Source organism: Halopseudomonas pelagia CL-AP6, assembly GCF_000410875.1.
Taxonomy (GTDB): domain Bacteria; phylum Pseudomonadota; class Gammaproteobacteria; order Pseudomonadales; family Pseudomonadaceae; genus Halopseudomonas; species Halopseudomonas pelagia.
The window spans coordinates 227216-249042 of sequence record NZ_AROI01000003.1; the positions used below are offsets into that span (position 1 = coordinate 227216).

The 21827-nt window shown below is 58.6% G+C and carries 19 protein-coding genes and 1 pseudogene; 8 read left to right on the forward strand and 12 right to left on the reverse strand.

Annotated features, from left to right (window positions below):
• Positions 1–11 precede the first annotated feature (11 nt).
• Positions 12–374 (reverse strand): GIY-YIG nuclease family protein, encoded by a 363-nt coding sequence (locus K787_RS21925; protein ID WP_022961191.1) that lies wholly within the window; start codon positions 372–374, stop codon positions 12–14.
• 29 nt (positions 375–403) lie between these two features.
• On the opposite strand from K787_RS21925, the gene K787_RS0102405 reads away from it, so the two are divergent.
• Complete coding sequence (locus tag K787_RS0102405; RefSeq protein ID WP_022961192.1) at positions 404–886, forward strand: asparaginase domain-containing protein; 483 nt, start codon at positions 404–406, stop codon at positions 884–886.
• 6 nt (positions 887–892) lie between these two features.
• Here K787_RS0102405 and tldD read toward each other — a convergent pair whose 3' ends face one another.
• The 8 genes from tldD to mreB form a co-directional block, all read right to left on the reverse strand.
• Complete coding sequence (gene tldD, locus K787_RS0102410; RefSeq protein ID WP_022961193.1) at positions 893–2335, reverse strand: metalloprotease TldD; 1443 nt, start codon at positions 2333–2335, stop codon at positions 893–895.
• A complete protein-coding gene (locus tag K787_RS0102415) occupies positions 2328–3188 on the reverse strand; it encodes a carbon-nitrogen hydrolase family protein (protein ID WP_022961194.1) in 861 nt (286 codons plus the stop codon). Before K787_RS0102415 ends, tldD begins: the two co-directional genes overlap by 8 nt.
• Position 3189: 1 nt before the next feature.
• A complete protein-coding gene (locus K787_RS0102420; RefSeq protein WP_022961195.1) occupies positions 3190–7068 on the reverse strand; it encodes a YhdP family protein in 3879 nt (1292 codons plus the stop codon).
• Positions 7069–7085: 17 nt separating this feature from the next.
• Positions 7086–8543: a ribonuclease G gene (gene rng, locus K787_RS0102425; RefSeq protein ID WP_022961196.1), complete on the reverse strand. Its 1458-nt coding sequence runs from the start codon at positions 8541–8543 to the stop codon at positions 7086–7088.
• A gap of 98 nt (positions 8544–8641) precedes the next feature.
• Complete coding sequence (locus K787_RS0102430; protein ID WP_022961197.1) at positions 8642–9241, reverse strand: Maf family protein; 600 nt, start codon at positions 9239–9241, stop codon at positions 8642–8644.
• Positions 9231–9704, reverse strand: coding sequence for a rod shape-determining protein MreD (gene mreD / locus K787_RS0102435; RefSeq protein ID WP_022961198.1), 474 nt, complete (start codon positions 9702–9704; stop codon positions 9231–9233). Before mreD ends, K787_RS0102430 begins: the two co-directional genes overlap by 11 nt.
• Positions 9694–10605 carry a rod shape-determining protein MreC gene (gene mreC, locus K787_RS21930; RefSeq protein WP_235801893.1) on the reverse strand — a complete coding sequence of 304 codons (912 nt, stop codon included), beginning with the start codon at positions 10603–10605 and terminating at the stop codon, positions 9694–9696. The genes mreD and mreC overlap by 11 nt, the downstream gene beginning before the upstream one ends.
• A gap of 138 nt (positions 10606–10743) precedes the next feature.
• Positions 10744–11781, reverse strand: coding sequence for a rod shape-determining protein MreB (gene mreB, locus K787_RS0102445; RefSeq protein ID WP_022961200.1), 1038 nt, complete (start codon positions 11779–11781; stop codon positions 10744–10746).
• 307 nt (positions 11782–12088) lie between these two features.
• Between mreB and gatC the strand changes: the two genes are divergently transcribed.
• From gatC to K787_RS21935, 5 genes and pseudogenes are all read left to right on the forward strand, one after another.
• Positions 12089–12376, forward strand: coding sequence for an Asp-tRNA(Asn)/Glu-tRNA(Gln) amidotransferase subunit GatC (gene gatC / locus K787_RS0102450; RefSeq protein ID WP_022961201.1), 288 nt, complete (start codon positions 12089–12091; stop codon positions 12374–12376).
• A gap of 74 nt (positions 12377–12450) precedes the next feature.
• The gene (gatA, locus tag K787_RS0102455; RefSeq protein WP_022961202.1) at positions 12451–13902 is read left to right on the forward strand and encodes an Asp-tRNA(Asn)/Glu-tRNA(Gln) amidotransferase subunit GatA; all 1452 of its coding nucleotides are present in this window, start codon (positions 12451–12453) and stop codon (positions 13900–13902) included.
• An 18-nt stretch (positions 13903–13920) separates the two neighbouring features.
• Positions 13921–15366, forward strand: coding sequence for an Asp-tRNA(Asn)/Glu-tRNA(Gln) amidotransferase subunit GatB (gene gatB / locus K787_RS0102460; protein WP_022961203.1), 1446 nt, complete (start codon positions 13921–13923; stop codon positions 15364–15366).
• A 64-nt stretch (positions 15367–15430) separates the two neighbouring features.
• Positions 15431–15838 carry a septal ring lytic transglycosylase RlpA family protein gene (locus tag K787_RS0102465; protein ID WP_022961204.1) on the forward strand — a complete coding sequence of 136 codons (408 nt, stop codon included), beginning with the start codon at positions 15431–15433 and terminating at the stop codon, positions 15836–15838.
• Between the two features lie 180 nt (positions 15839–16018).
• Positions 16019–18105, forward strand: a pseudogene (locus K787_RS21935) (BCCT family transporter).
• 57 nt (positions 18106–18162) lie between these two features.
• Here the strand turns inward: K787_RS21935 and K787_RS0102475 are convergent.
• Positions 18163–18747: a YajG family lipoprotein gene (locus tag K787_RS0102475; protein ID WP_028614518.1), complete on the reverse strand. Its 585-nt coding sequence runs from the start codon at positions 18745–18747 to the stop codon at positions 18163–18165.
• A gap of 168 nt (positions 18748–18915) precedes the next feature.
• Here K787_RS0102475 and K787_RS21940 point away from each other — a divergent pair, with 168 nt between their 5' ends.
• A complete protein-coding gene (locus tag K787_RS21940) occupies positions 18916–19158 on the forward strand; it encodes a hypothetical protein (protein WP_022961206.1) in 243 nt (80 codons plus the stop codon).
• On the opposite strand, the gene K787_RS0102490 is transcribed toward K787_RS21940, so the two are convergent.
• Together K787_RS0102490 and K787_RS0102495 are read right to left on the reverse strand one after the other, a co-directional pair.
• The gene (locus K787_RS0102490; protein WP_022961207.1) at positions 19148–19441 is read right to left on the reverse strand and encodes a PA4642 family protein; all 294 of its coding nucleotides are present in this window, start codon (positions 19439–19441) and stop codon (positions 19148–19150) included. The two genes, K787_RS21940 and K787_RS0102490, sit on opposite strands and share 11 nt — an antisense overlap.
• 60 nt (positions 19442–19501) lie before the next feature.
• On the reverse strand, positions 19502–19981 hold the full coding sequence (locus tag K787_RS0102495; RefSeq protein ID WP_022961208.1) for a hypothetical protein: 480 nt from the start codon (positions 19979–19981) through the stop codon (positions 19502–19504).
• Positions 19982–20050: 69 nt separating this feature from the next.
• Here K787_RS0102495 and dauA point away from each other — a divergent pair, with 69 nt between their 5' ends.
• On the forward strand, positions 20051–21805 hold the full coding sequence (gene dauA, locus K787_RS21945) for a C4-dicarboxylic acid transporter DauA (protein ID WP_022961209.1): 1755 nt from the start codon (positions 20051–20053) through the stop codon (positions 21803–21805).
• Positions 21806–21827: the final 22 nt, after the last annotated feature.

Genomic DNA, 21827 nt, shown 5'->3' on the forward strand with positions numbered 1-21827 from the left:
GTGTTCTCCTGTCAAAGTGGCTCCAGCTTAGCGCCTGCGTCGGGTGCTGCACAGCCGCTCGCGGACGTTGATAGTTCGGCATTGAATTGACTGATCAGTCGTTCCTTGGTCACCTTCGCCAGCGCCTTGATCGCCCGCTCTTGACGCAGCGCATCGGAATGGTCCACACACCTCGCCTGCCACACCAGGGCTATGGCAGGGCTGCGGTTAAAGAAGCGCGCGCCCTTGCCCCGCTGATGTTGTACCAAACGGCGCTGTGGGTCGGTACTGATCCCGGTATACACGTGGCCGTTAGCGGCACGCACCATGTAAACCCACCAGCTTTTTTCGGTACTGGGGGCTGGGGTGCTGTGTTCCGTGTTGTGCGCAGGCATACTAGTGATCTAAAACCTTGGAGTTAGCCATGTTTATACAGATTTTCAGCACGGGCGGCACCCTGGACAAGGTGTATTTCGATGCCCTGAGTGAGTATCAGATCGGTGACCCGGTCGCGACCGAACTGCTTGAGCAGGCGCGTGTCGGCTTTGATTATGCGGTCGAATCGCTGATGAAAAAGGACAGCCTGGAGCTCGACGACGTTGATCGCACGCTGATCCACGACAAGATCAAAGCCTGCCCGCATGAGCATATTCTGATTACCCACGGCACCGACACCATGACCGTTACCGCCGCAGGCCTGGCGGATATCGACGGTAAAGTCATCGTACTGACCGGCGCCATGCAGCCCGCTCGCTTCCGAGATTCTGATGCCCTGTTTAACCTGGGCCTGGCCATTGGCGCACTGAATACCTGCCAGCCCGGTGTTTACATTGCGATGAGCGGGCGGGTTTTCCCTGCCGACGGCGTACGCAAAAATCGACTGGCCGGACGCTTTGAGGAGCGCTAGCTGAGGTCAGCCTGTGCCACCAACGGTTATCTGATCGATTTTCAGCGTTGGCTGACCCACGCCTACGGGCAGTGACTGACCGTCTTTGCCACAGGTACCCACGCCAGTATCAAGTTTGAGGTCATCGCCGACCATCGAGACGCGGTTCATGACCTCCGGACCATTACCGATCAAGGTGGCGCCTTTAACCGGCGCGGTGATCTTGCCGTCTTCAATCAGGTAGGCTTCGCTGGTGGAGAACACGAACTTGCCGCTGGTGATGTCCACCTGTCCGCCGCCCAGATTGGCGCAATAGAGGCCTTTCTTGACCGACCTGATGATGTCTTCCGGATCGCTTTCGCCGGCGAGCATGTAGGTGTTGGTCATGCGTGGCATTGGCAAGTGTGCATAAGACTCGCGCCGGCCATTGCCGGTCGCGGCCACGCCCATCAACCGGGCGTTCAATTTGTCCTGCATATAGCCCTTGAGAATGCCGTTCTCGATCAGGGTGGTGCAGTTGGTCTGGTTGCCCTCATCGTCCATGCTCAGTGAACCCCGACGCCCCGGCAGGGTACCGTCATCAACAATGGTGCACAGGCTTGAGGCAACTTTTTCACCGACCCTGCCGCTGTAGGCTGAGCTGCCCTTGCGGTTGAAGTCGCCTTCCAGGCCGTGGCCTACGGCCTCATGCAGGAGCACACCAGACCAGCCCGGGCCCATAACCACCGGCATACTGCCTGCCGGTGCGGGAACCGCATCGAGATTGACCACGGCCTGGCGTACCGCTTCACGGGCATAGCCCAGAGCGCGGTCTTCGGCCTCAAAGAAGCGGTAGTCGGTGCGGCCACCGCCACCAAAACTGCCCCTTTCACGACGACCGTTATGTTCGATGATCACGCTGACATTAAGCCTGATCAGCGGGCGAATATCACCCGCCCAGGTGCCATCACTGGCAGCCACCAGCACGGTGTCATGTACGCCGCCAAGACTGACGCTCACTTGCGTAATGCGTGGGTCCAGGCTGCGCGTGTAGGCGTCCAGACGCTGCAAAAAAGTCACTTTGTCGGCCTGAGGCATTACATCCAGCGGGTTATCCGCCAGGTACAATGGTTCACTATTACCGCGCTTCCACGCCTGTACACTACCCGTCTGGCCGGCACGGGCAATAGAACGTGCAGCACCGACGGCCTGGCTCAGGGCCGGCATGCGGATATCGTTGCTGTAGGCGAAACCGGTCTTCTCGCCGGACTGGGCACGCACACCCACACCCTGATCGACATTAAAACTGCCGTCCTTGACGATGCCGTCCTCTAATACCCAGGATTCACTGATCTGATGCTGAAAGTACAGATCAGCAGCGTCCACACCCGGTGCCGACACGATCTGCCCCAGTACCTTGGCGATAGAGTCCGGCGTGAGTTCAGCCGGCAACAGCAGACGATGTTCAACTTGAGCGAGTAGATTACTCATGGTGTTCAGACTCCTTGGCAGCTGGGACAATAGTATCCGCAGCGGCAAAACGACGATGCTGCGCCACCGGCATACGCCCGCGCACAGACTTGAGATAGTCCAGGTCCAGAGCGCCGCAAACTACGCCCTCACCTTTGGCGATGACCTGCTGAATCACGCCCCAGGGGTCGATCAGGCAACTGTGGCCAAAGGTCTCACGGCCACCTGGGTGAAGCCCCCCCTGATTGGCCGCCAGTATGTAACACTGGGTTTCGATGGCCCGCGCCCGTAACAGCACGTCCCAATGCGCGGCGCCAGTGACGGCGGTAAAGGCCGAGGGCACCACGATCAGCTCGGCGCCAGCACGGCTCAGTGCCAGATACAGCTCGGCGAAGCGCAGATCATAACAGATGCTCAGTCCCACCCGACCGACCGGCGTATCGATACAGACCACCTGATCACCATAATCGTAATCGCGGGACTCTTGATAGCTGCTCTGATTATCGGCAACTTCCACGTCGAACAAATGCAGCTTCTCGTAGCGCGCCACTTCCCGGCCCTGCTCATCAAACACCAGACAGGCAGCCATGGCCTTCTTGCCGGGCTCGCGTGGCAGCGGAATACTGCCACCAATCAACCACACGGCGTGGTGCCTGGCTTGTTCGGCCAAAAATCGCTGGATCGGCTTGGCGCCGCTGATTTCCTCCTCGGCCACGCGGGTCAGATCGGCAGTACCGAACACCGCAAAACATTCAGGCAATAGCAACACCCGCGCACCTTGCGCGGCGGCCTCGGCTATTAGCTCAGCGGCGCGTGTCAAATTGGCCTGCACGTCGGTACTGCTGATCATCTGTATTGCTGCAACCTGATGCATGTCAATCGCCCTCCAAAGCGGCCTTGCTGTCAAAAGCACGATCAAATTCGACGTTGGGCTGCTTCCAATCGCCGCTGATCTTGTACTTGACCGAGGCGAAGCGGGCCACCCGGTCCCCGAGGATCTTGTCGGCAATGAACAACGCACCACCGATGTAGGGCGCGCCGACAATAAGCGCCGCTAGTGGCAGGTTATTGGTCACCGGCAGCGTGACCAGCATACCCATGTCGATCTGGTCGGCAGCCAAATCCAGCTTACCATCAAGCTGCAGCTTGGCTCCGGGGCCATCCATCACCAGCGGGCTGACGGTGTACATCACGCCGTCGGTAAAGACCATATCGCCTTTCAACGTATCATAGGCAGTACCACTGCCGAACAGATCGCTGAAGTCCAGGCGCAGACGCCGGGTAAAGGCGTTGAAGTTCAAGAGGCCGAAAATGCGCAATGCATCCGCGCCGGTCTCGCCGCTTTGCAATGCGCCGTCCTTAGCCTGCAGTTGCAGTTGCCCGGTACTGCGGCTAAGGGCGAAAAAGATCGGTGAACCTGGCCAGCTCAAGTCAGCCTGCATGGCGAAACTATCGCTGGTCAAAGTGGGCGCATAACCCCAGGCTTTCAGTATCTCACCCATATTGCCGGCCAGCATCTGCCCCTTGAAATGGCTGCGCGGCCCGCTGTCGCGCCAATCCAGCTCGCCGCTCAGCTGTAGCCCGCGCAGGTTCACGTCCAGATCATGGATTTTTGCCCCTGAGTTATCGGGCCTCAAGCGCATGTCCACCGCGCCCACCGGGTCTCCAGCCCAGTAGAGCTGATCAATATGCAGGTCCACCGGCGGCAACGTGCTGGGCTTGAACAAGCGCAGGCTATCCTCTGGCAACAGGGGTTTGGCCAGGGCATCGACCATCGGCGCCTCGGCCGGCCGTTCCAGCTGGAGACGCTGCAGGTTGACCAACACCGGCTCGGCGATAACATCAGGCAGCGTTACTTGACCGCGAATGCGTGCTTGATCGATATCGAACAGCCAAACGTCATCCACCCGCGCCCCGGTCACCGCCAAGCCCTCCAGCTGCTGACCAAACCCGGAAAAGCGTGCCGCGCGCAGATCTATGCTACTGACCAGATCAGTCGCGGTACCGCGTAGGGTCTGCGCGGTCTGGACTTCCCCGGCAGCGGCACTGTGCGTTTCAACCCAGCGTTGCCACTCATCCAGATTCAACTGGTCAAATCCTGCCCTGATACTCAACCCCGATACGCTGGCCGCCTCCACCGGGCTCCGCCGATAGCTGATATCGCCGCTGAGCTCCCCTGCACCCGTGCGCAAACGGCCATTCAGCTCCTCGCCCAAGTTGAAGCTCCAGCGCTGACGCTGGTCATCCAGCTCTAGTATTAGGCTGCTCGGTAGACTCCGGTCAGCGGGTTTGGCTAGCGGTCCAGGCAGGTTCAGGGCAATGCCCTGCAAGTTACTGCTGACCTCAATACGCTGTTGCCCGGCACCCAGCGTGACGGCAGCTCGCCATTCTGCGGCACCTTTCGCCAGACTATCCAACAGATCATCCGGCAGATCATCCAACAGCGGCCAGGCGCGCAGTTGATCGATACTATGTCGGCCGCTGAGCTGGATGCGCTGTTCGTCCGACACCTGCTCTATGCTGCCAGTGACCGGCCCGCCCAGCGCATCGGCCTTGAGGTTGCGGGCTTTAAGACCCTGCTGCAGATCAAACTCGAAGTCACCTGTCAGGTTAGTCAGCGGTGTCTGCAAAGGCGGGATCTGTAGCTGTTGCACCTGCGCCTGCCAATTGACTCGGATCTGCGGCGATTGCTCGGAGTTGAGCGGGAAAGCCAGAGACAGATCGCCTGCCAACTGGCCACTGCCCTGCCAGCCAGCCAAGGGGTCCCCCGAGGTTTGTGCCAGCGGTGTATCTTGCATGACCGTCAGCGCATCGGCCAAAGGGCCCTCTGCATGCCCGGCAACCGTCAGCATCAGCGGCTCTGCTGCGCTGGCTCGGCCAGTAGTGACTACCACCTTGCTCAGTTGCGTGTTCAGTAGTCGCGCTTCGGCCGGTTGAATAGTCAGATCGGTGTTGTTTAGCCGCACCACACTGCGCACCTGCTCCAGCCTCGGCCAACCCGGCTGGAAGTTCAAACTGCCCTGCTCGACCTGCAGATAAAGATCCAGTTGCCGCTCATCACGGGTGGCCTCGCGGAGCAGCGAGCCCTCAAACTGAAAGATCGCCAGCGGCACTTGGCCCTGAAAGTCGGCGGCCGTCAGCCAATCTACCAGAGCGGGATTAAAAGCCGGTGCCCGCGTCGGCAGATACTGCTCGGCATAGACGGCATCACTATCGCGCAGCGCCACTTGAAGACTCATGCTCGGCACCCCCCCGGCAGGCGGAATATGCAGGCCCAGATTCACCGCGACCGGGCCTTCTTCGGCGGTCACCTTTAACCCCTGGGCATCCAGATTCAAGCCAAGCTCGCGGGTCCATTGCCAGCCCATCTGCCCCTGCAGCCGAGCATATGCCCATGGCTGGGGGAACAGGCGCGGTAGATGCATTCCCCAACGTTGACTGTCAACGCGCAGCTGTCCTGCGCCAGGGCTGCCTTCGATCGTGCCACTGATACCCTGCAGCGCAGGTACACCTTCCCAGGCTGCTATACCCACCCGATCAAGGGTCGCACTCAGATGCAGGCTATCCAGATCGCCAGGATCAGCGCCGCCACGCAGATGAATATCGCGCAGAAATCCTTCCGGAGCCAAGGTTGCCAGCTGCTGACGGTGCACCTCATTGGTAAGGAGCGGTGCTAGACCCTGGCTGACGAGCGCCAAGGGCAGGAGGTCCATGCGCAAGGCCCAATGTCCTTGCTCATTCCGCTCTCCTTGCAGCCGGGTGCGGGGCCAAACCCGATCATTCAGACGCAGGGTAAGATTGTCGATTTGCAAGCGTTGCTCCGCCCCCAGCTGCAATTGGAAGTCGGCAAGCAAATCACGTATTTGCGCTACGCTCTGATCGGGCAACGGGTCCACTGCGGGAACGACCACAGGAGCGATCAATTGCCCTTGCAAGGCCTGCAACTGCCGCTCGCCCCAACGCCCCCAGAAGCGCCCCCCGGCCACCAGTTCCTGAAGACGCGCCGTTTCCAGCAATGGCGCCGGAAGGTAACGAGCCCAGTCGATGGCTGGCAGCTCCAGAAAAAAGCCCAGCGTCAGGTCTTGCCAATGCCTTCCCAAGCTCGCTGCACTCGCCTGCAAACGGACTAGCTGGCCATCCGGCAGCTTCACCTGGGCATCAAGGCGATGCCCATCGGCAGCATTCAGCAGCGTCAGGTCACCCTCGCGAAACAACCACTGCGGTTGCTCATGCGGACTGATCTGAATGCGCGTATTCAGCAGGGTGATGCGCCGCTGATCCAATAGCACTTCCAGCGCATCATCCAGCCCTGTTTCACCGACATCTCGATCGCCAAGACCATAAAGCTGCCAACGGCCTTCGCCATCTTCGACTAGCTCAAGAGCTAGACCCTCGATCTGCAAGGCATCCATGACCAGCCGCCGTTGCCAGAGGCTGGACCAGATATCAACCCGCGCGATAACGTCTTCCAGTGCAAACAGCACAGGGCTGGCTGGATTGGCGTCGGCGTGCACCTGCAAACCGTGCAAGGTCAACACCGGCTGAGCTCCCTGCATTTCTCCTTCGAGCTTATCGAGCAGAATATAGCGACCGGTTTTCTCCTGGACCCAGTCCAGCAATTCGACCTGATAGTCCGCGACCGCCGGCACAAACTGGCGTCCAAGGCTGACGTACGCGGCCACCAGCAGCAACCAGACCACCAGCAGCACGATCAACCCATCCAGAGTACGCTTTAACCAGCGTTGCCAGTGCATGGCGATTCAGCCCATCATCACATCAGCACCACGTCATATTGTTCCTGGGTATAAACCGTTTCTACCTGGAACTTGATCGGGCGCTCGATGAAAATTTCGAGGTCAGCCACATGGCCGGATTCTTCGTCCAGCAACCGGTCGATCACCGATTGCGAGGCCAGGACCATATAAGCCCCCGCCTGATAAGCACGCGCCTCACGCAGGATTTCACGGAAAATTTCGTAGCACACGCTTTCCGGCGTTTTCTGAATGCCACGGCCCAAACAACATGGGCAAGGCTCACAGAGAATCTGTTCAAGACTTTCCCGGGTGCGCTTGCGCGTCATCTGCACCAGACCGAGCTCGGTAATGCCAATAATATTGGTCTTGGCGTGGTCACGCTCCAGTTGCTTTTCCAGCGTGCGCAATACCTGGCGCTGGTGCTCTTCATCTTCCATATCGATAAAATCGATAATGATGATCCCACCGAGGTTGCGCAATCTCAGCTGACGGGCGATGGCCGTGGCCGCTTCAAGATTGGTCTTGAAAATCGTTTCTTCAAGATTACGGTGACCCACAAAAGCACCGGTGTTCACATCAATCGTCGTCATCGCTTCAGTCTGGTCAATCACCAGATGGCCACCCGACTTGAGCATGACCCGGCGATCCATCGCTTTCTGGATTTCGTCCTCAACACCATAGAGATCGAAAATCGGCCGCTCACCTGGGTAGTGCTCAAGGAAGCCGGATACCGCAGGCATCAACTCCTGAACAAACAACTCGATTTTCTGGAAAGTTTCGCGCGAATCAACCCGGACTTTTTCCGTTCGCGGGCTGACCAGATCGCGCAAGGTACGTAGCGCCAGCGACAGGTCTTCATAGATAACTGAGGGGGAAGCGGCCGCTTGGGTTTGCTGAGAAATTTGCAACCACAAGCGACGGACGTAGCGAATATCGGCAAGAATTTCACTCTCACGGGCCGCCTCGGCAGCGGTGCGCAGAATAAAACCGCCTGCTTCTTCAATACCCTCGGAGGCAACGCAATCGGCAACGATCTGTTTAAGCCGGTCGCGTTCGGCTTCTTCCTCGATCTTCAGGGAAATACCCACATGCGGCGTGCGCGGCATATAGACCAGAAAACGCGATGGAATCGACAGATGGGTAGTCAAGCGGGCACCCTTGGTTCCGATCGGGTCCTTGGTCACCTGCACCACCAAAGCCTGGCCCTCATGCAGCAACGCGTTAATCGGCTCCACCGCCGATCCTTCGCGCTCGGAGACTTCGGAGGCGTGGATAAAAGCCGCCCGCTCAAGACCGATATCGACGAAAGCAGCCTGCATCCCCGGTAACACCCGGACCACCTTGCCCTTGTAGATATTACCGACGATACCACGGCGCAGTGTGCGCTCGATATGCACTTCCTGCAGCACGCCGTTTTCCACCAGGGCGACCCGGGTTTCCATCGGCGTCACGTTGATCAGTATTTCTTCGCTCATGCGCTCTCCAAACCAGATCGCCGAAATGCGACTTCGCTCGCGATCCTTTCAACGGCCTGGACACTGTGCTTCAGAATACCGGAAATCGGAATTCCATTTCAGGGCTGCTGCCAACGGGCGATCCCAAAACTGGCCAGCAAACTGGCTGTTTCCATCAACGGCAAACCGACTACGGCGCTGTAGCTACCTTCGATCCGCTCGACAAAAATGGCGGCCAACCCCTGGATAGCGTAACTACCCGCTTTATCTGCAGGTTCACCCGTCGCCCAATAAGCGGCTATCTCTGCTTCACCAAGACATCTAAAAAAAACCTGACTATCTACCCTGATCAGCTCGCTACGTGGGCCACTGGCAACGGCGACCGCTGTCATCACCTGATGTGCACGACCCGACAAACTACGCAACATATTCCTAGCGTCGTCCTGGTCGGCTGGCTTGCCGAGGATACGACCATCCACAACCACCACCGTATCTGCCGCCAGCACCACTGCGTCTACCGCGACCCGCTGCTGGCCAGCCAGTACCTTGGCCTGGGTGACTCGCTCAACGTAAGCAGCGGCTGACTCGTCAGCAAGCACTTGTTCATCAACATCACAGGCAAACTGGCGATGCAGCACACCAATTTGCGTGAGCAGCGCACTGCGCCTGGGCGATGCAGAGGCTAGATACAGGCTGCCCGCTATAGGCTCAGAGTACATGAAAGCGCAGCCTGATCGCGCGCAACACTGAAAATACCCAAGGCCAGAGTATCGCACTGACCAGTGCTGGCAGCAGAAACAACAGAATCGGTGGGCGGCTGCCTGTGAGACTGTTCAGCCATAGCAGCACCATCTGCGCGATACCCAACACCGGCAGCATCACCAGACTTTGCTGCCACAGCGGAAAGCGGCGGATGCGCTGGTGCAGCAACAGCATCATCCAGGCGACCAGCGTCATGAACAGGGCGTGCTGGCCAAATAACTGGCCATACAATACATCGGTGGCCAGGCCCGCGACCCAGGCAGTGAGCAGACCAATGCGGTGCGGTAAAGCCATCACCCAGTAGCCTACGACCATGGCCAGCCACATAGGCCGGCCCAGATCCATCGGCGCGGGCATGGGCATAACGCTTAACAACAGCGCTACAACAATAGTAAACGCGACGATCAGATTAGTTCTCATCGTCACCCTCCCCGTCAATACCCGGCTGAGAAACGTCGTCCTGTAGCGCTGCCTCGACGGCCTGCACCTCGGCGTCATTCAGCTCGCCGTCTTCTTCCAGCGCGGGCACCAACTCGCCGTAACCCGATTCGGCACTGAACACCAGGAGCATATAGCGGCTACGGTTCAACTGGGCAGTAGGCGCGACTTTTACATCGGCAAAGGGCTGCGCCGGGTCCTGCTCCACGGACAATACCCGGCCCACCGGGTAACCAGCAGGAAAGCGTTGCCCAAGGCCGGAGCTGACCAGAATGTCATCCACTCGAATATCGGCGGTATCGCCAACAAAACGCAGCTCCAACCATTCGTTATTACCGGCGCCACTGGCAATAGCCCGCAGGCCGTTGCGATTGACCTGCACCGGCAGACTATGCGAGCTGTCTGTAATGAGCAGCACCCGAGCATTGAAAGGTGTCACCTCGACTACCTGCCCCATCAGGCCGGTAGCATCCAGCACCGGCTGGCCGAGGAACACCCCGTCGCGCTCACCCTTATTGATCAGCACCCGTTGGGTGTAGGGATTAGGATCCACGCCCACCAACTCAGCTACCAGCACACGCTCATCTACTAGCGAAGACGAGTTGAGCAGTTCGCGCAAACGCACATTCTGTTCGGTCAACGTGGCGAGTTTCTGCAGCTTGCGCTGACTAAGCAGTGCTTCGGCGCGCAAACGCTCGTTTTCCGCCAACAGATCGGCCCGGCTGGTGACCTGCTGATAAGCAGTGTCCCAGAACCGCACCGGCAAATCGGCGACATAATAGATTGGGGTAAGAATCAAACTCAGATACGAGCGCAGCGGCTGTAGTGTTGATATACGCGCATCAACCACCATCAGCGCGATAGCCAGCACCGATAGAACCAGAACTCTGACGCCCAGGGATGGGCCTTTGATGAAAAGCGGTTTGATGGCGAGCTCCTCGCAGCGACAAGCTTCAGGCTGTCAGCAACCCAGATGGGCGAGGGTGCTCGGGGCGAACCCAACACCCTGCCTGCAATCTGCTCACTCGGTAGAGAGCAGATCCATGGTGTGCTGATCCATCATTTCCAGCGCCTTGCCACCGCCACGGGCCACGCAGGTCAGAGGCTCCTCGGCAACAATGACCGGCAGGCCGGTTTCCTGCGCCAGCAGCTTGTCCAGATCACGCAGCAAAGCACCCCCGCCGGTGAGAATCAGACCACGCTCGGCAATATCCGAGGCCAGTTCTGGCGGCGACTGTTCCAGCGCGCTTTTTACCGCCTGCACGATAGTCGCCAAGGACTCCTGCAGGGCTTCGAGTACTTCATTGGAGTTCAGCGTAAAGGCGCGCGGTACGCCTTCGGCCAGATTGCGGCCACGAACGTCAACTTCCAACACTTCGCCGCCGGGGAAGGCCACGCCGATTTCCTGCTTGATACGCTCGGCAGTGGACTCGCCGATCAGGCTGCCATAGTTGCGACGCACGTAGGTCACAATGGCTTCATCGAAGCGATCGCCACCGACCCGGACTGATTCGGCATAAACCACGCCATTGAGCGAGATCAGCGCGATTTCGGTAGTACCACCACCGATATCCACCACCATCGATCCGCGCGCCTCTTCTACCGGCAGACCGGCACCGATCGCTGCAGCCATCGGCTCTTCAATCAGAAAGACTTCACGGGCACCGGCACCCAGTGCTGACTCGCGAATGGCACGCCGCTCAACCTGGGTAGACTTGCACGGCACACAAATCAGGACGCGGGGGCTGGGTTGGATAAAACTGTTTTCATGGACCTTGTTTATGAAGTACTGCAGCATCTTTTCACAGACGCTGAAGTCGGCAATCACCCCATCCTTCATCGGACGAATCGCCTGAATATTGCCCGGAGTCCGACCCAGCATACGCTTGGCGTCAGTACCAACGGCGACAACACTCTTTTGGTTGCCATGGGTGCGAATGGCCACAACCGAGGGCTCATTCAGAACAATGCCGCGGTCGCGAACATAGATTAGCGTGTTGGCTGTGCCCAGATCGATGGATAAATCACTGGAGAACATGCCACGAATTTTTTTGAACATGCGGTAAGTACACCCTGGTACGCGTGGGTTAATCGTATAAGAAACACTGATAAACTACCTGTCTGGAATACCGGCCATCTTCACCAAGACTTTCTGAGGCGAAATGACCAATAGGCCAACTCGAATGCGCAGGTAACTAATCGGTACTTCCGGAAGTGTCGCAACTCTAACAACGGCGGGGTTTTTGGGCAAGGCGCGTCTGTGGTAAATTCGCCCCTTTGTCTTGATTTCCGCGACAAAATCACCTTATGTCAAACACATCGGTTACATTCAGACGCATCGCCCCCTGCTTCACGGAGAACAGCACATGGCATTAGACCGCACAGAGGTGGAAAAGATCGCCCACCTGGCCAGAATCGCTCTGAACGAAGAGGACATTCCCGCCACCACGGCGAAGCTGTCCGGCATTCTTGACCTGATCGACAAAATGCAGGCGGTGGATACTCAAGGTATTGCACCCCTGGCGCACCCGCTGGAAACCACGCAGCGGCTGCGCAATGATGAGGCGACCGAGACCAATCAACGCGACGCCTATCAAGCCATAGCCCCAGCCACCGAAGAGGGCTTGTACCTGGTGCCTAGGGTTATTGAATAGCCGCTATTGAATAACAGCCATTGAATAGCGCGGTAACACGCGCAGCACTCGCCAAGACACGAGAAGAATTTCCCATGCATGAGAAAACCCTGGCCGAGCTATCACAGGCCCTGCACAGCAAGACGATCTCTAGCGTCGAGCTGACCGAGCATTACCTCAAGCGCATCGAACAGTTCGATGGCACGCTTAACAGCTTTATTACCGTCGCTCCGGAGCTGGCCCTGAGCCAGGCCAAGGCCGCCGACCAGCGCCTGGCGGATGGCAGCGCCAGCGCGTTGACCGGCATTCCGCTGGCCCACAAGGACCTGTTCTGCACCCAGGATCTACGCACCAGCTGCGGCTCAAAGATGCTCGACAACTTTATCGCGCCCTATGAATCGACCGTGACCGCACGCTTTATTGAAGCTGGCGCGGTGACGCTGGGCAAAACCAACATGGACGAGTTCGCCATGGGCTCTTCCACCGAGTCGAGCTTTTACGGCCCAACGCGTAACCCTTGGAATACTGAGCACGTACCCGGCGGCTCGTCGGGCGGCTCAGCGGCGGCCGTGGCGGCGCGCCTGTGCGCTGCAGCAACAGGGACCGATACCGGCGGCTCGATCCGCCAGCCGGCCGGTTTTACCGCCCTGACCGGCCTGAAGCCAACCTACGGCCGGGTGTCGCGCTGGGGCATGATTGCCTATGCCTCCAGCCTCGACCAGGGCGGCCCGATGGCGCGCACTGCCGAAGATTGCGCGCTGATGATGCAGGTTATGGCCGGTTTCGATAGCAAGGACTCCACCAGTGTCGATCAGCCGGTAGCCGATTACAGTGCCAGCCTGAACGACTCGCTCAAAGGCTTGCGCATCGGTCTGCCGAAGGAATACTTCGCCAGCGGGCTGGATGCCGCCACCGCCGACGCCATCCAGGCGGCAGTCAAGCAGTTCCAGGCGCTGGGCGCCGAGGTCAAGGAGATCAGCCTGCCGAATGCCGAATTGGCCATCCCAGCCTATTACGTCATCGCGCCGGCCGAAGCCTCCTCCAACCTGTCGCGCTTTGACGGTGTGCGTTTCGGCTACCGCTGCGAGCATCCGGCCGACCTCACCGACCTGTACAAGCGCTCGCGTAGTGAAGGCTTTGGCGCGGAAGTGAAGCGTCGCATCATGGTCGGCGCCTACGCGCTGTCCGCCGGCTACTATGACGCCTACTATCTGCAGGCACAGAAGATTCGCCGCCTGATCAAAAATGATTTTATGGCTGCCTACGAACAGGTCGATGTGATTCTCTGCCCGACCTCGCCGACCCCGGCGTTCAAAATTGGTGAAAAAATCGATGATCCGGTCAGCTTGTATCTGACTGACATCTATACCATCACCGCCAACCTGGCGGGCGTCCCCGGCATTGCGCTGCCAGTTGGCTTTGCCAACGGCTTGCCGCTGGGCATGCAGTTGCTTGGCCCGTATTTCAGTGAGGCGCGCCTGCTGAACATCGCGCATCAATATCAGCAGATTACCGACTGGCACAGCCGCGCGCCGGCCGGCTACTGAGAGGATTGAGAACAGACTATGCAATGGGAAATCGTAATCGGGCTGGAAATCCACGCCCAGCTCACCACCGCCTCGAAGATTTTCTCCGGCAGCCCCACCGCCTTCGGCGCCGAGCCCAACACCCAGGCCAGCCTGATCGACCTGGGCATGCCCGGCACTCTGCCGGTACTGAATGCCCAGGCGGTACGCAATGCGGTCAAGTTTGGCCTGGCGATTGACGCTGAGATCAGCAGCACTAACGTCTTCGCGCGCAAGAACTACTTCTATCCCGACCTGCCCAAGGGCTACCAGATCAGTCAAATGGACTTGCCGATTGTGGGCAAGGGCTTTCTCGACATCACCTTGGACGACGGCACCATCAAGCGTGTTGGCGTCACCCGCGCGCACCTGGAAGAGGATGCGGGCAAGAGTCTGCATGAAGACTTCCACGGCATGACCGGCATCGACCTGAACCGCGCCGGCACCCCGTTGCTGGAGATCGTCTCCGAACCGGACATGCGCAGCGCCAAGGAAGCTGTGGCCTACGCCAAGACGATTCACTCACTGGTGCGGTATCTGGGCATCTGCGATGGCAACATGGCCGAAGGCTCGCTGCGCTGCGACTGCAACGTATCCATCCGCCCGCAAGGCCAGGCCGAGTTCGGCACTCGCTGCGAGATCAAGAACGTCAACTCCTTCCGCTTTATCGAGAAAGCCATCAATACCGAAGTGCAGCGCCAGATCGAACTGATTGAAGATGGCGGCAAGGTCACCCAGGAAACACGCCTGTACGACCCGAACAAGGACGAAACCCGGTCCATGCGCAGCAAGGAAGAAGCCAACGACTATCGTTACTTCCCCGACCCCGATCTGCTGCCGGTGGTTATCGAGCCGGCGTTTATCGAAGAGGTGCGCGCTGAGCTACCGGAGCTGCCACAACAGAAACGCGAGCGCTTTGAAAGCCAGTTCGGGCTCTCCGCTTACGACGCCAGCGTACTCTCCGCGCAGCGTGAGCTGGCCGATTACTTCGAAGAAGTGCAGCGCGTCTGTGGCGACGCCAAGCTGGCAGCCAACTGGGTGATGGGCGACCTGTCCAGCTTGTTGAACAAGTCGGATCTGGATATCGAACAATCTCCCGTCAGCGCCGAGCGACTAGGCGGCATGATTGCGCGGATCAAGGACAACACTATCTCCGGTAAAATCGCCAAGATGGTCTTTGAGGCCATGGCCGCCGGCGATGGCAGTGCCGATCAGATCATTGAGGCCAAGGGCCTGAAACAGGTCACCGACAGTGGCGCGATCGAAGCCATGCTCGATGAAGTACTGGCGGCCAACGCCGAACAGGTTGAGCAATACCGCGCCAGTGACGAGAACAAGCGCGGCAAGATGTTCGGCTTCTTTGTCGGCCAGGCGATGAAGGCGTCCAAGGGCAAGGCCAACCCGCAGCAGGTCAATGAATTGCTACGCCAGAAACTGCAGGGCTGACACTGTGTGGCAGCCGAGGTGGTTATGCGCCGATCAGCTGCCGTTTGCCAGTTGGAGAATTGTCATGCCCTGGATTGCCATGCTGGCGGTACCTTTACTGCTATTCGTCACCCCCGTGGGCGTGGCCGATATCAGCGATGCCGCCGAGGACATAGAGGACGCCATCTGGCAGGAAACCGGCCAGGCATCCTTTTATGCCGCCCGGTTGCATGGCCGGCATACCGCCAACGGCGAGCGCTATGATCAGACCGAGCTAACGGCAGCCCATCCCAGCCTGGCCTTCGGTACCAGGGTATGCGTAACCAATCTGTATAACGGCAAGGATACCATCGTGCGGATCAATGATCGCGGGCCCTTTACCGGCAATCGAGTCATTGATCTTTCCCGCCAGGCGGCGGTGGAACTGGATATGGTCAGACGCGGCATCGCTCGCGTCAGACTCTCCCTCTGCAGCGATGACGAAGACTCCTGACCCCCGGCGACTCCTGAAACGCGCTAACTGAGGGCTGATCCCCCTTCGCAGGCACCTCTTGGCCAACTTAGGGTCTATACTCGATCCGACACCTAACCAGAAGGCACTCTACTATTTTTATCCCATCCCCACTCCCAGCCCAGCGCCGCTACTCTGCCAAACAGCTAAAAGGACGGCACCATGTCTGACCACACGACGGCTGACAACACCACTGCAAAGAAACGCCTCTGGAACAACACGATACTGATCCCGGTATTCGCCCCAGCGGTGATCATCACACTGCTGCTGGTGATAGGCACCATTAGCAACCCGGAACTGGCAGGCAAGGCGTTCAGCAGCACGCTGGCCTATATCACCACCACCTTCGGCTGGTTTTATATGCTGGCAGTGGCGATGTTCCTGATTTCATTGTCATGATCGCCTTTAGCAAATGGGGCAGCATAAAACTTGGGCCTGATCACTCGGAACCGCAATACAGTTTCCCCGCCTGGTTTGCCATGCTGTTTTCAGCTGGTTACGGGATCGCATTGCTGTTCTTCGGCGTGGCCGAGCCAGTGCTGCACTATGCAGCCCCGCCAGCAGGTGCCGCTGAGACCGTCGATGCGGCCAAGCAGGCGATGCAGATTGCGTTCTTCCACTGGGGTTTCCACATCTGGGCCATTTACGGGCTGGTCGGGCTGGTCCTGGCGTATTTCTCCTTTCGGCATGGCTTGCCGCTGTCGATGCGTTCCGCGCTGTATCCGCTGATTGGTGATCGTATCTACGGCCCCATAGGTCATACCGTGGATGTGTTTGCGATCCTCGGCACCCTGTTCGGCATCGCCACCACGCTCGGGCTCTCGGTGTCACAAATCAACGCTGGCTTGAATTACTTGTGGCCCAGTATTCCGGTGAATGTGACGGTGCAAATCATCGCTATCGCGGTGATTACCTCCTTAGCGCTGATCTCTGTCGTGGCGGGGCTGGACAAGGGCGTGAAGAACCTGTCGATCCTCAACATGGCCCTGGCCGTAGCATTGATGATCTTTGTCTTCGCGGTAGGGCCGTCGATCATGATTCTGGAGACGTTCCTGCAGAATACCGGCAGCTATCTGAACAATATTGTCGAGCGCACCTTCAACTTGCAGGCCTATAGCCGCGGTGACTGGATCGGCAACTGGACGCTGTTCATTTTTGGCTGGACCATCGCCTGGGCACCCTTTGTCGGTCTGTTCATCGCCAAGATCAGCCGCGGCCGCACCATCCGCCAGTTCGTCATGGGTGTGATGCTGGTACCCACCATCTTCACCTTCCTGTGGTTCTCGATCTTTGGCGATACCGCTCTGCATCTGATCATGAACGAGGGCTACACCTCGCTGATCACCGAAGTGCAGAACGATACCGCTATCGCCCTGTTCAAACTCTATGAACGTTTACCGCTGACCTCGATAGTGTCGTTTATCACGGTCATTCTGATCATCACCTTCTTTGTCACCTCCTCCGACTCAGGGTCGCTGGTGATTGACTCGCTGGCCTCCGGCGGGGCGATGCAGACACCTGCCTGGCAGCGCGCGTTCTGGGCGATACTTGAAGGGGTCGTGGCGTCGGTTCTACTCCTGGCTGGCGGTCTCAGCGCACTGCAAACCATGACCATTGCCAGTGCCCTGCCTTTCTCGATCATCATGATCGTTGCCGCGATTGGTATGTGGCGCGCATTGGTCATAGAGGGCCACCGCGATCAGAGCCTGCTGCACCCCATGCAGGGCACCCGGCACAATACCGGTAACCCGACCACGGCCTGGAAGAAACGCCTTGCCGGGATCGTCAACTTTCCAGACAAGACCCAGGTGGAGGCATTCATCAACGGCGTTGCGCTGGAGGCTATGCAAGGCCTGCAACAGAATATGGTCGAGCAGGGCTGGACGGCGGACGTACAAGCCGATGCCGAGCATGGCCGCGTTTATATCGAGATTATCAAGGAGGGCGAGGCGGACTTTATCTACGAGATCCGCATGCGTGAGTACGCCCGGCCTAGCTTCGCCTTTCCAGAAATGAGTCGCCCCGGTGACGCCGAGGAGTTCTACTACCGCGCGGAGGTATTCCTGCGCCGTGGTGGCCAGACTTACGATGTCTATGGCTATGATCCGCAGGAGTTGATCGGCGATATTCTCGACCACTTTGAAAAGTACTTGCACTTCCTGCATATATCTCCCGGCAGCCTGCCCTGGAACATGGCTGAGCACGACGAGATGCTGCATGACGTACCCGTAGAAAAACCCGCCACCTGATACTAAAAAGCCCGATCGGCTTGTGCCGATCGGGCTTTTTAGACTTACCTGCAGTACTTACTGCTGTAATACGCGAACGATCTCGGGGTCTCTGAACACACGCGTCAGTGCATCACTCATCACCTCAGTCACCAGGCGGGTATTGGTCGCCTGATTGGGCGCGTAGCCAAAGCGGTGGTTGGCCGATGCGCCATAGCGGCCCTGATACTGCTTGTTCATCCCGCGCGCTTCAGCTGCAAAAGTGGCACCGATATCCGCCTCAGTCACATAGGTAGTGGACGTCGGCGACTGATATCGCAACTCGGCAAGGCTGACAGTCAGGCGATTGGCATTGGGCGTGCCCTCGGCAACCACATTAAAACCCAACTGACGCAATGATTGTTCAACCTGCTGCTTGATCTGTGGCAGCGCCTGATCGCTGATGGTGATGTTACTCGAGTTCGGGTACATGCCACCGCGCGTCCCCAGCACCTTGGATTGACGCGTATCCTGAACCACTACCACCACTGGCTGCGCACTTGCCACTGGATTGAGCGGGACCTGAACCTGAGGCTGCACATTGAGCTGTTGCGGGCTGTGCGCACAGCCAACCAGGACCAAGGCGGCCCCGGCAACGACCAGCATTGCCAGACGATTAAGCATATTCAACTCTCCTGAAAAATGATCAATGAAACTACCACGAAATAGTGCCCATAATGGCAGCTTGGACCCGCTCAGCATACGCTGGTTCCAGCCTGAACGCTGAGGCGCAAAGCATCATATTACTGACATACTGCACAAGCATACTTAAGCCTCCGTTGGAGGACAGCTATGCTCATCTCAAGACTTTTCAAACGCCAAGCATCCCCGGCGCACTATTTCGCCCAACTCGATGCACACGACAACTGCCTGGCCCTGTGGGCGCTGGACCAATCACCCGATACCGGGCATTGGGTGCAGGTGACTGAACTCAATCCGCATTGGCTAGGCCGGCCCCTGCCCCGTGATGCACGGGCAGATCTTCAGGCGCCCACAGGTCAACCAAGCGCCATTCAGCGGTTGATCAGCTTTTAGCGCCAGCGGCCTTGAGCGCCTCGACATAGGCCTGCGCCTGAGCATGGGCGCTGATTCTGTGCAAAAACGTATTGCCCTGAGCGTCTGCCGCATCCAGATCAAACCCTTGCGCCTTGAACATCGCTAAGAAGCGCTCGAAATCCTGCACGCGCAAGCCCCGATAGGCGCGCGTCAGAATGTGCTGTTCAAGCGATTCTCCGGCATAGGGTCGCGCCTGAAGGAAAGCGGCTACCTGCTCATCGGTCATCGACTCGCCAATGACCTTTTCTTTATCTTTACGCACCCTTACCCCCAACTCAGCAGATGACAAAGTGCGCATTGTACCCAGGCCACTGCGTACTCACTAGTCGCCGCCGTGCACATCCGCCCAAATCGTCCCATTGCCATAAAATCGCGCCTGAACAAAAGCCGGACTGTTGCGCTCAAGCAGGCGCATCAAGACTTCCAGGTGGGCTAACGGATACTCGATATGCAGCGTTTGGGTTTTACTCTCGAGCCTGGCTGGACGCGTCTTGCTCCCAGCTTCGACAAAAGCGATCCGGGCCTGGCGCACCGGGCTACCGGCGATCAAGCTACGACCTTCGAGGAACACCCAGACACCTGAAGACTGCGGCGCAGGTAAGGCATTGGGCCGATACTCGGTACCGAGGGTGACGCGATAGTTGTCCACCTCAAAGAGCATCTGATCGGGCTTGTCACGGCGTGCCGCATAGAGGTCATCCGGCATGTACTGGTCATGCGGCAGGCCGAGCGTATTAGCCATTGGTGCGCTACACAGCAGCACCAGGAGTATGCTAAGAAGTAGTCTGGAACCGATCAACATGCACTTCCCCTGAAACAGACAAAGATCTGTTGTGGCACTCCTGCCGAACCTTGTCAATCCGGGACATCCATGGCCAGACCCTTCTCGTTCAAATTGCCGCTGTTTACCGCCCTGCGCGACAGCTTCAGGGAGGGTTACAGCCTGAGCACGCTGCGCGGTGACCTACTGGCCGGCATCACTGTCGGCATCATTGCCATTCCGTTGGCCATGGCGCTGGCGATTGCCATTGGCGTAGCGCCCCAGCATGGGCTATATACCGGCATTATCGGCGGTTTGATCATCGCCCTGGCCGGCGGTTCACGCTTCAACATATCTGGGCCGACCGCCGCTTTTGTCGTCATCCTGCTGCCCATCACCCAGAGCTATGGGCTGGGCGGGCTGCTGCTGGTGACCGGCATGTCGGGGGTTATTCTGCTGGCATTGGGTCTTGCTCGTATGGGTAATCTGATCCAGTTCGTGCCTTACCCGGTGGTAATGGGCTTTACCGCGGGTATCGGCATTGTGATAGCCACGTTACAAATCAAGGATTTTTTCGGCCTGCAGAATGTCGGCCAGCACGAGAGCTATCTGGACCAGCTGCAGGCGCTCGCCTCAGCTGTACCGAGCATTCAGCTTGGCGACACGCTGGTCGGTCTGGCTACGCTGCTGATTCTAATCGGCTGGCCGTATCTGACTCGACGCGTGCCGGGTCATTTGGTGGCCTTGCTTGCGGGCAGCCTGCTGGCCGCCTTTTTACTGCAGTTAGACCTACAGGTCAGTACTCTGGGCTCACGTTTCAGCTACGAGCTAGACGGCATAACGCACGCCGGCATTCCACCCTTTGCGCCGCAGTGGCTATTGCCCTGGACCTTGCCCGGCGCCGACGGCACGCCTTTGCAGGTGAACTTCAACCTGTTGCGCGAGCTGTTGCCGTTTGCTCTGGCAGTAGCCATGCTCGGCGCCATCGAATCACTGCTCTGTGCGCTGGTCGCCGACGGCATGGCCAATACCCGCCATGACCCTAACGCCGAGCTGATGGGCCAAGGACTGGGCAATATGGTCGTGCCCTTCTTTGGCGGTATTACCGCTACAGCAGCCATTGCCCGGACGGCGACCAGCGTGCGTTCAGGCGCTCGCACACCCATGGCTGGGGTCTTCCACGCACTGGTCATTCTGCTCGCCGTGGTCCTGCTGGCGGACTTGTTCGCCTATCTGCCAATGGCGTCGCTGGCCGCCATGCTGCTGATCGTTGCCTGGAATATGAGCGAGGTCCCTCACGTGCTACATATGCTGCGCATCGGACCGCGTCAGGATGTCTGGGTGCTGCTGATCTGCCTGGTGCTGACGGTACTCTTCGATATGGTTCTGGCGGTCGGGGTGGGCCTGCTGTTGGCCTCGGTGATGTTTATTAAACGCATGGTCGACTTGAGCCAGGGCGCCAAAATGCCCCGGCATCAGCATCTGGCCCTGTCAACGCTGCCCGATAGCGTCGCCTTGTACCAGATCAACGGCCCATTGTTTTTCGCCGCCGCAGACAAGGCCTTGAGTGCCATGAGCCGCTATGACGAAGACATCGCCTTCCTGGCGATCGATATGCAGGCAGTGCCAAGCATGGATATGAGCGCACTGGTGATATTTGAAAAAGCCCTGAAGGACCTGGACCGGCGGGGAATCCGGATCTACCTGATCGGGGTAAATGCCTCGGTACGCCTGAAGCTCAAACGAGCCGGCGTAGGTGCGCTACCAGGACGCCGGCACTACGTGGCCAGCCCGGACCGGGCCGCCGAGCTAATTCGTCAGCAACTGGCCAGGGATGCCGTGACCGACGCCTCAACGGTGAGTTGAGGCGAATACGCCGCCGTCCGCG

Coding starts and splice junctions, on each gene's coding strand:
- K787_RS21925 (WP_022961191.1), bottom strand. CDS start 374: ATGCCTGCGCACAACACGGAACACAGCACCCCAGCCCCCAGTACCGAA.
- K787_RS0102405 (WP_022961192.1), top strand. CDS start 404: ATGTTTATACAGATTTTCAGCACGGGCGGCACCCTGGACAAGGTGTAT.
- tldD (WP_022961193.1), bottom strand. CDS start 2,335: ATGAGTAATCTACTCGCTCAAGTTGAACATCGTCTGCTGTTGCCGGCT.
- K787_RS0102415 (WP_022961194.1), bottom strand. CDS start 3,188: ATGCATCAGGTTGCAGCAATACAGATGATCAGCAGTACCGACGTGCAG.
- K787_RS0102420 (WP_022961195.1), bottom strand. CDS start 7,068: ATGCACTGGCAACGCTGGTTAAAGCGTACTCTGGATGGGTTGATCGTG.
- rng (WP_022961196.1), bottom strand. CDS start 8,543: ATGAGCGAAGAAATACTGATCAACGTGACGCCGATGGAAACCCGGGTC.
- K787_RS0102430 (WP_022961197.1), bottom strand. CDS start 9,241: ATGTACTCTGAGCCTATAGCGGGCAGCCTGTATCTAGCCTCTGCATCG.
- mreD (WP_022961198.1), bottom strand. CDS start 9,704: ATGAGAACTAATCTGATCGTCGCGTTTACTATTGTTGTAGCGCTGTTG.
- mreB (WP_022961200.1), bottom strand. CDS start 11,781: ATGTTCAAAAAAATTCGTGGCATGTTCTCCAGTGATTTATCCATCGAT.
- gatC (WP_022961201.1), top strand. CDS start 12,089: ATGGCATTAGACCGCACAGAGGTGGAAAAGATCGCCCACCTGGCCAGA.
- gatA (WP_022961202.1), top strand. CDS start 12,451: ATGCATGAGAAAACCCTGGCCGAGCTATCACAGGCCCTGCACAGCAAG.
- gatB (WP_022961203.1), top strand. CDS start 13,921: ATGCAATGGGAAATCGTAATCGGGCTGGAAATCCACGCCCAGCTCACC.
- K787_RS0102465 (WP_022961204.1), top strand. CDS start 15,431: ATGCCCTGGATTGCCATGCTGGCGGTACCTTTACTGCTATTCGTCACC.
- K787_RS0102475 (WP_028614518.1), bottom strand. CDS start 18,747: ATGCTTAATCGTCTGGCAATGCTGGTCGTTGCCGGGGCCGCCTTGGTC.
- K787_RS21940 (WP_022961206.1), top strand. CDS start 18,916: ATGCTCATCTCAAGACTTTTCAAACGCCAAGCATCCCCGGCGCACTAT.
- K787_RS0102495 (WP_022961208.1), bottom strand. CDS start 19,981: ATGTTGATCGGTTCCAGACTACTTCTTAGCATACTCCTGGTGCTGCTG.
- dauA (WP_022961209.1), top strand. CDS start 20,051: ATGGCCAGACCCTTCTCGTTCAAATTGCCGCTGTTTACCGCCCTGCGC.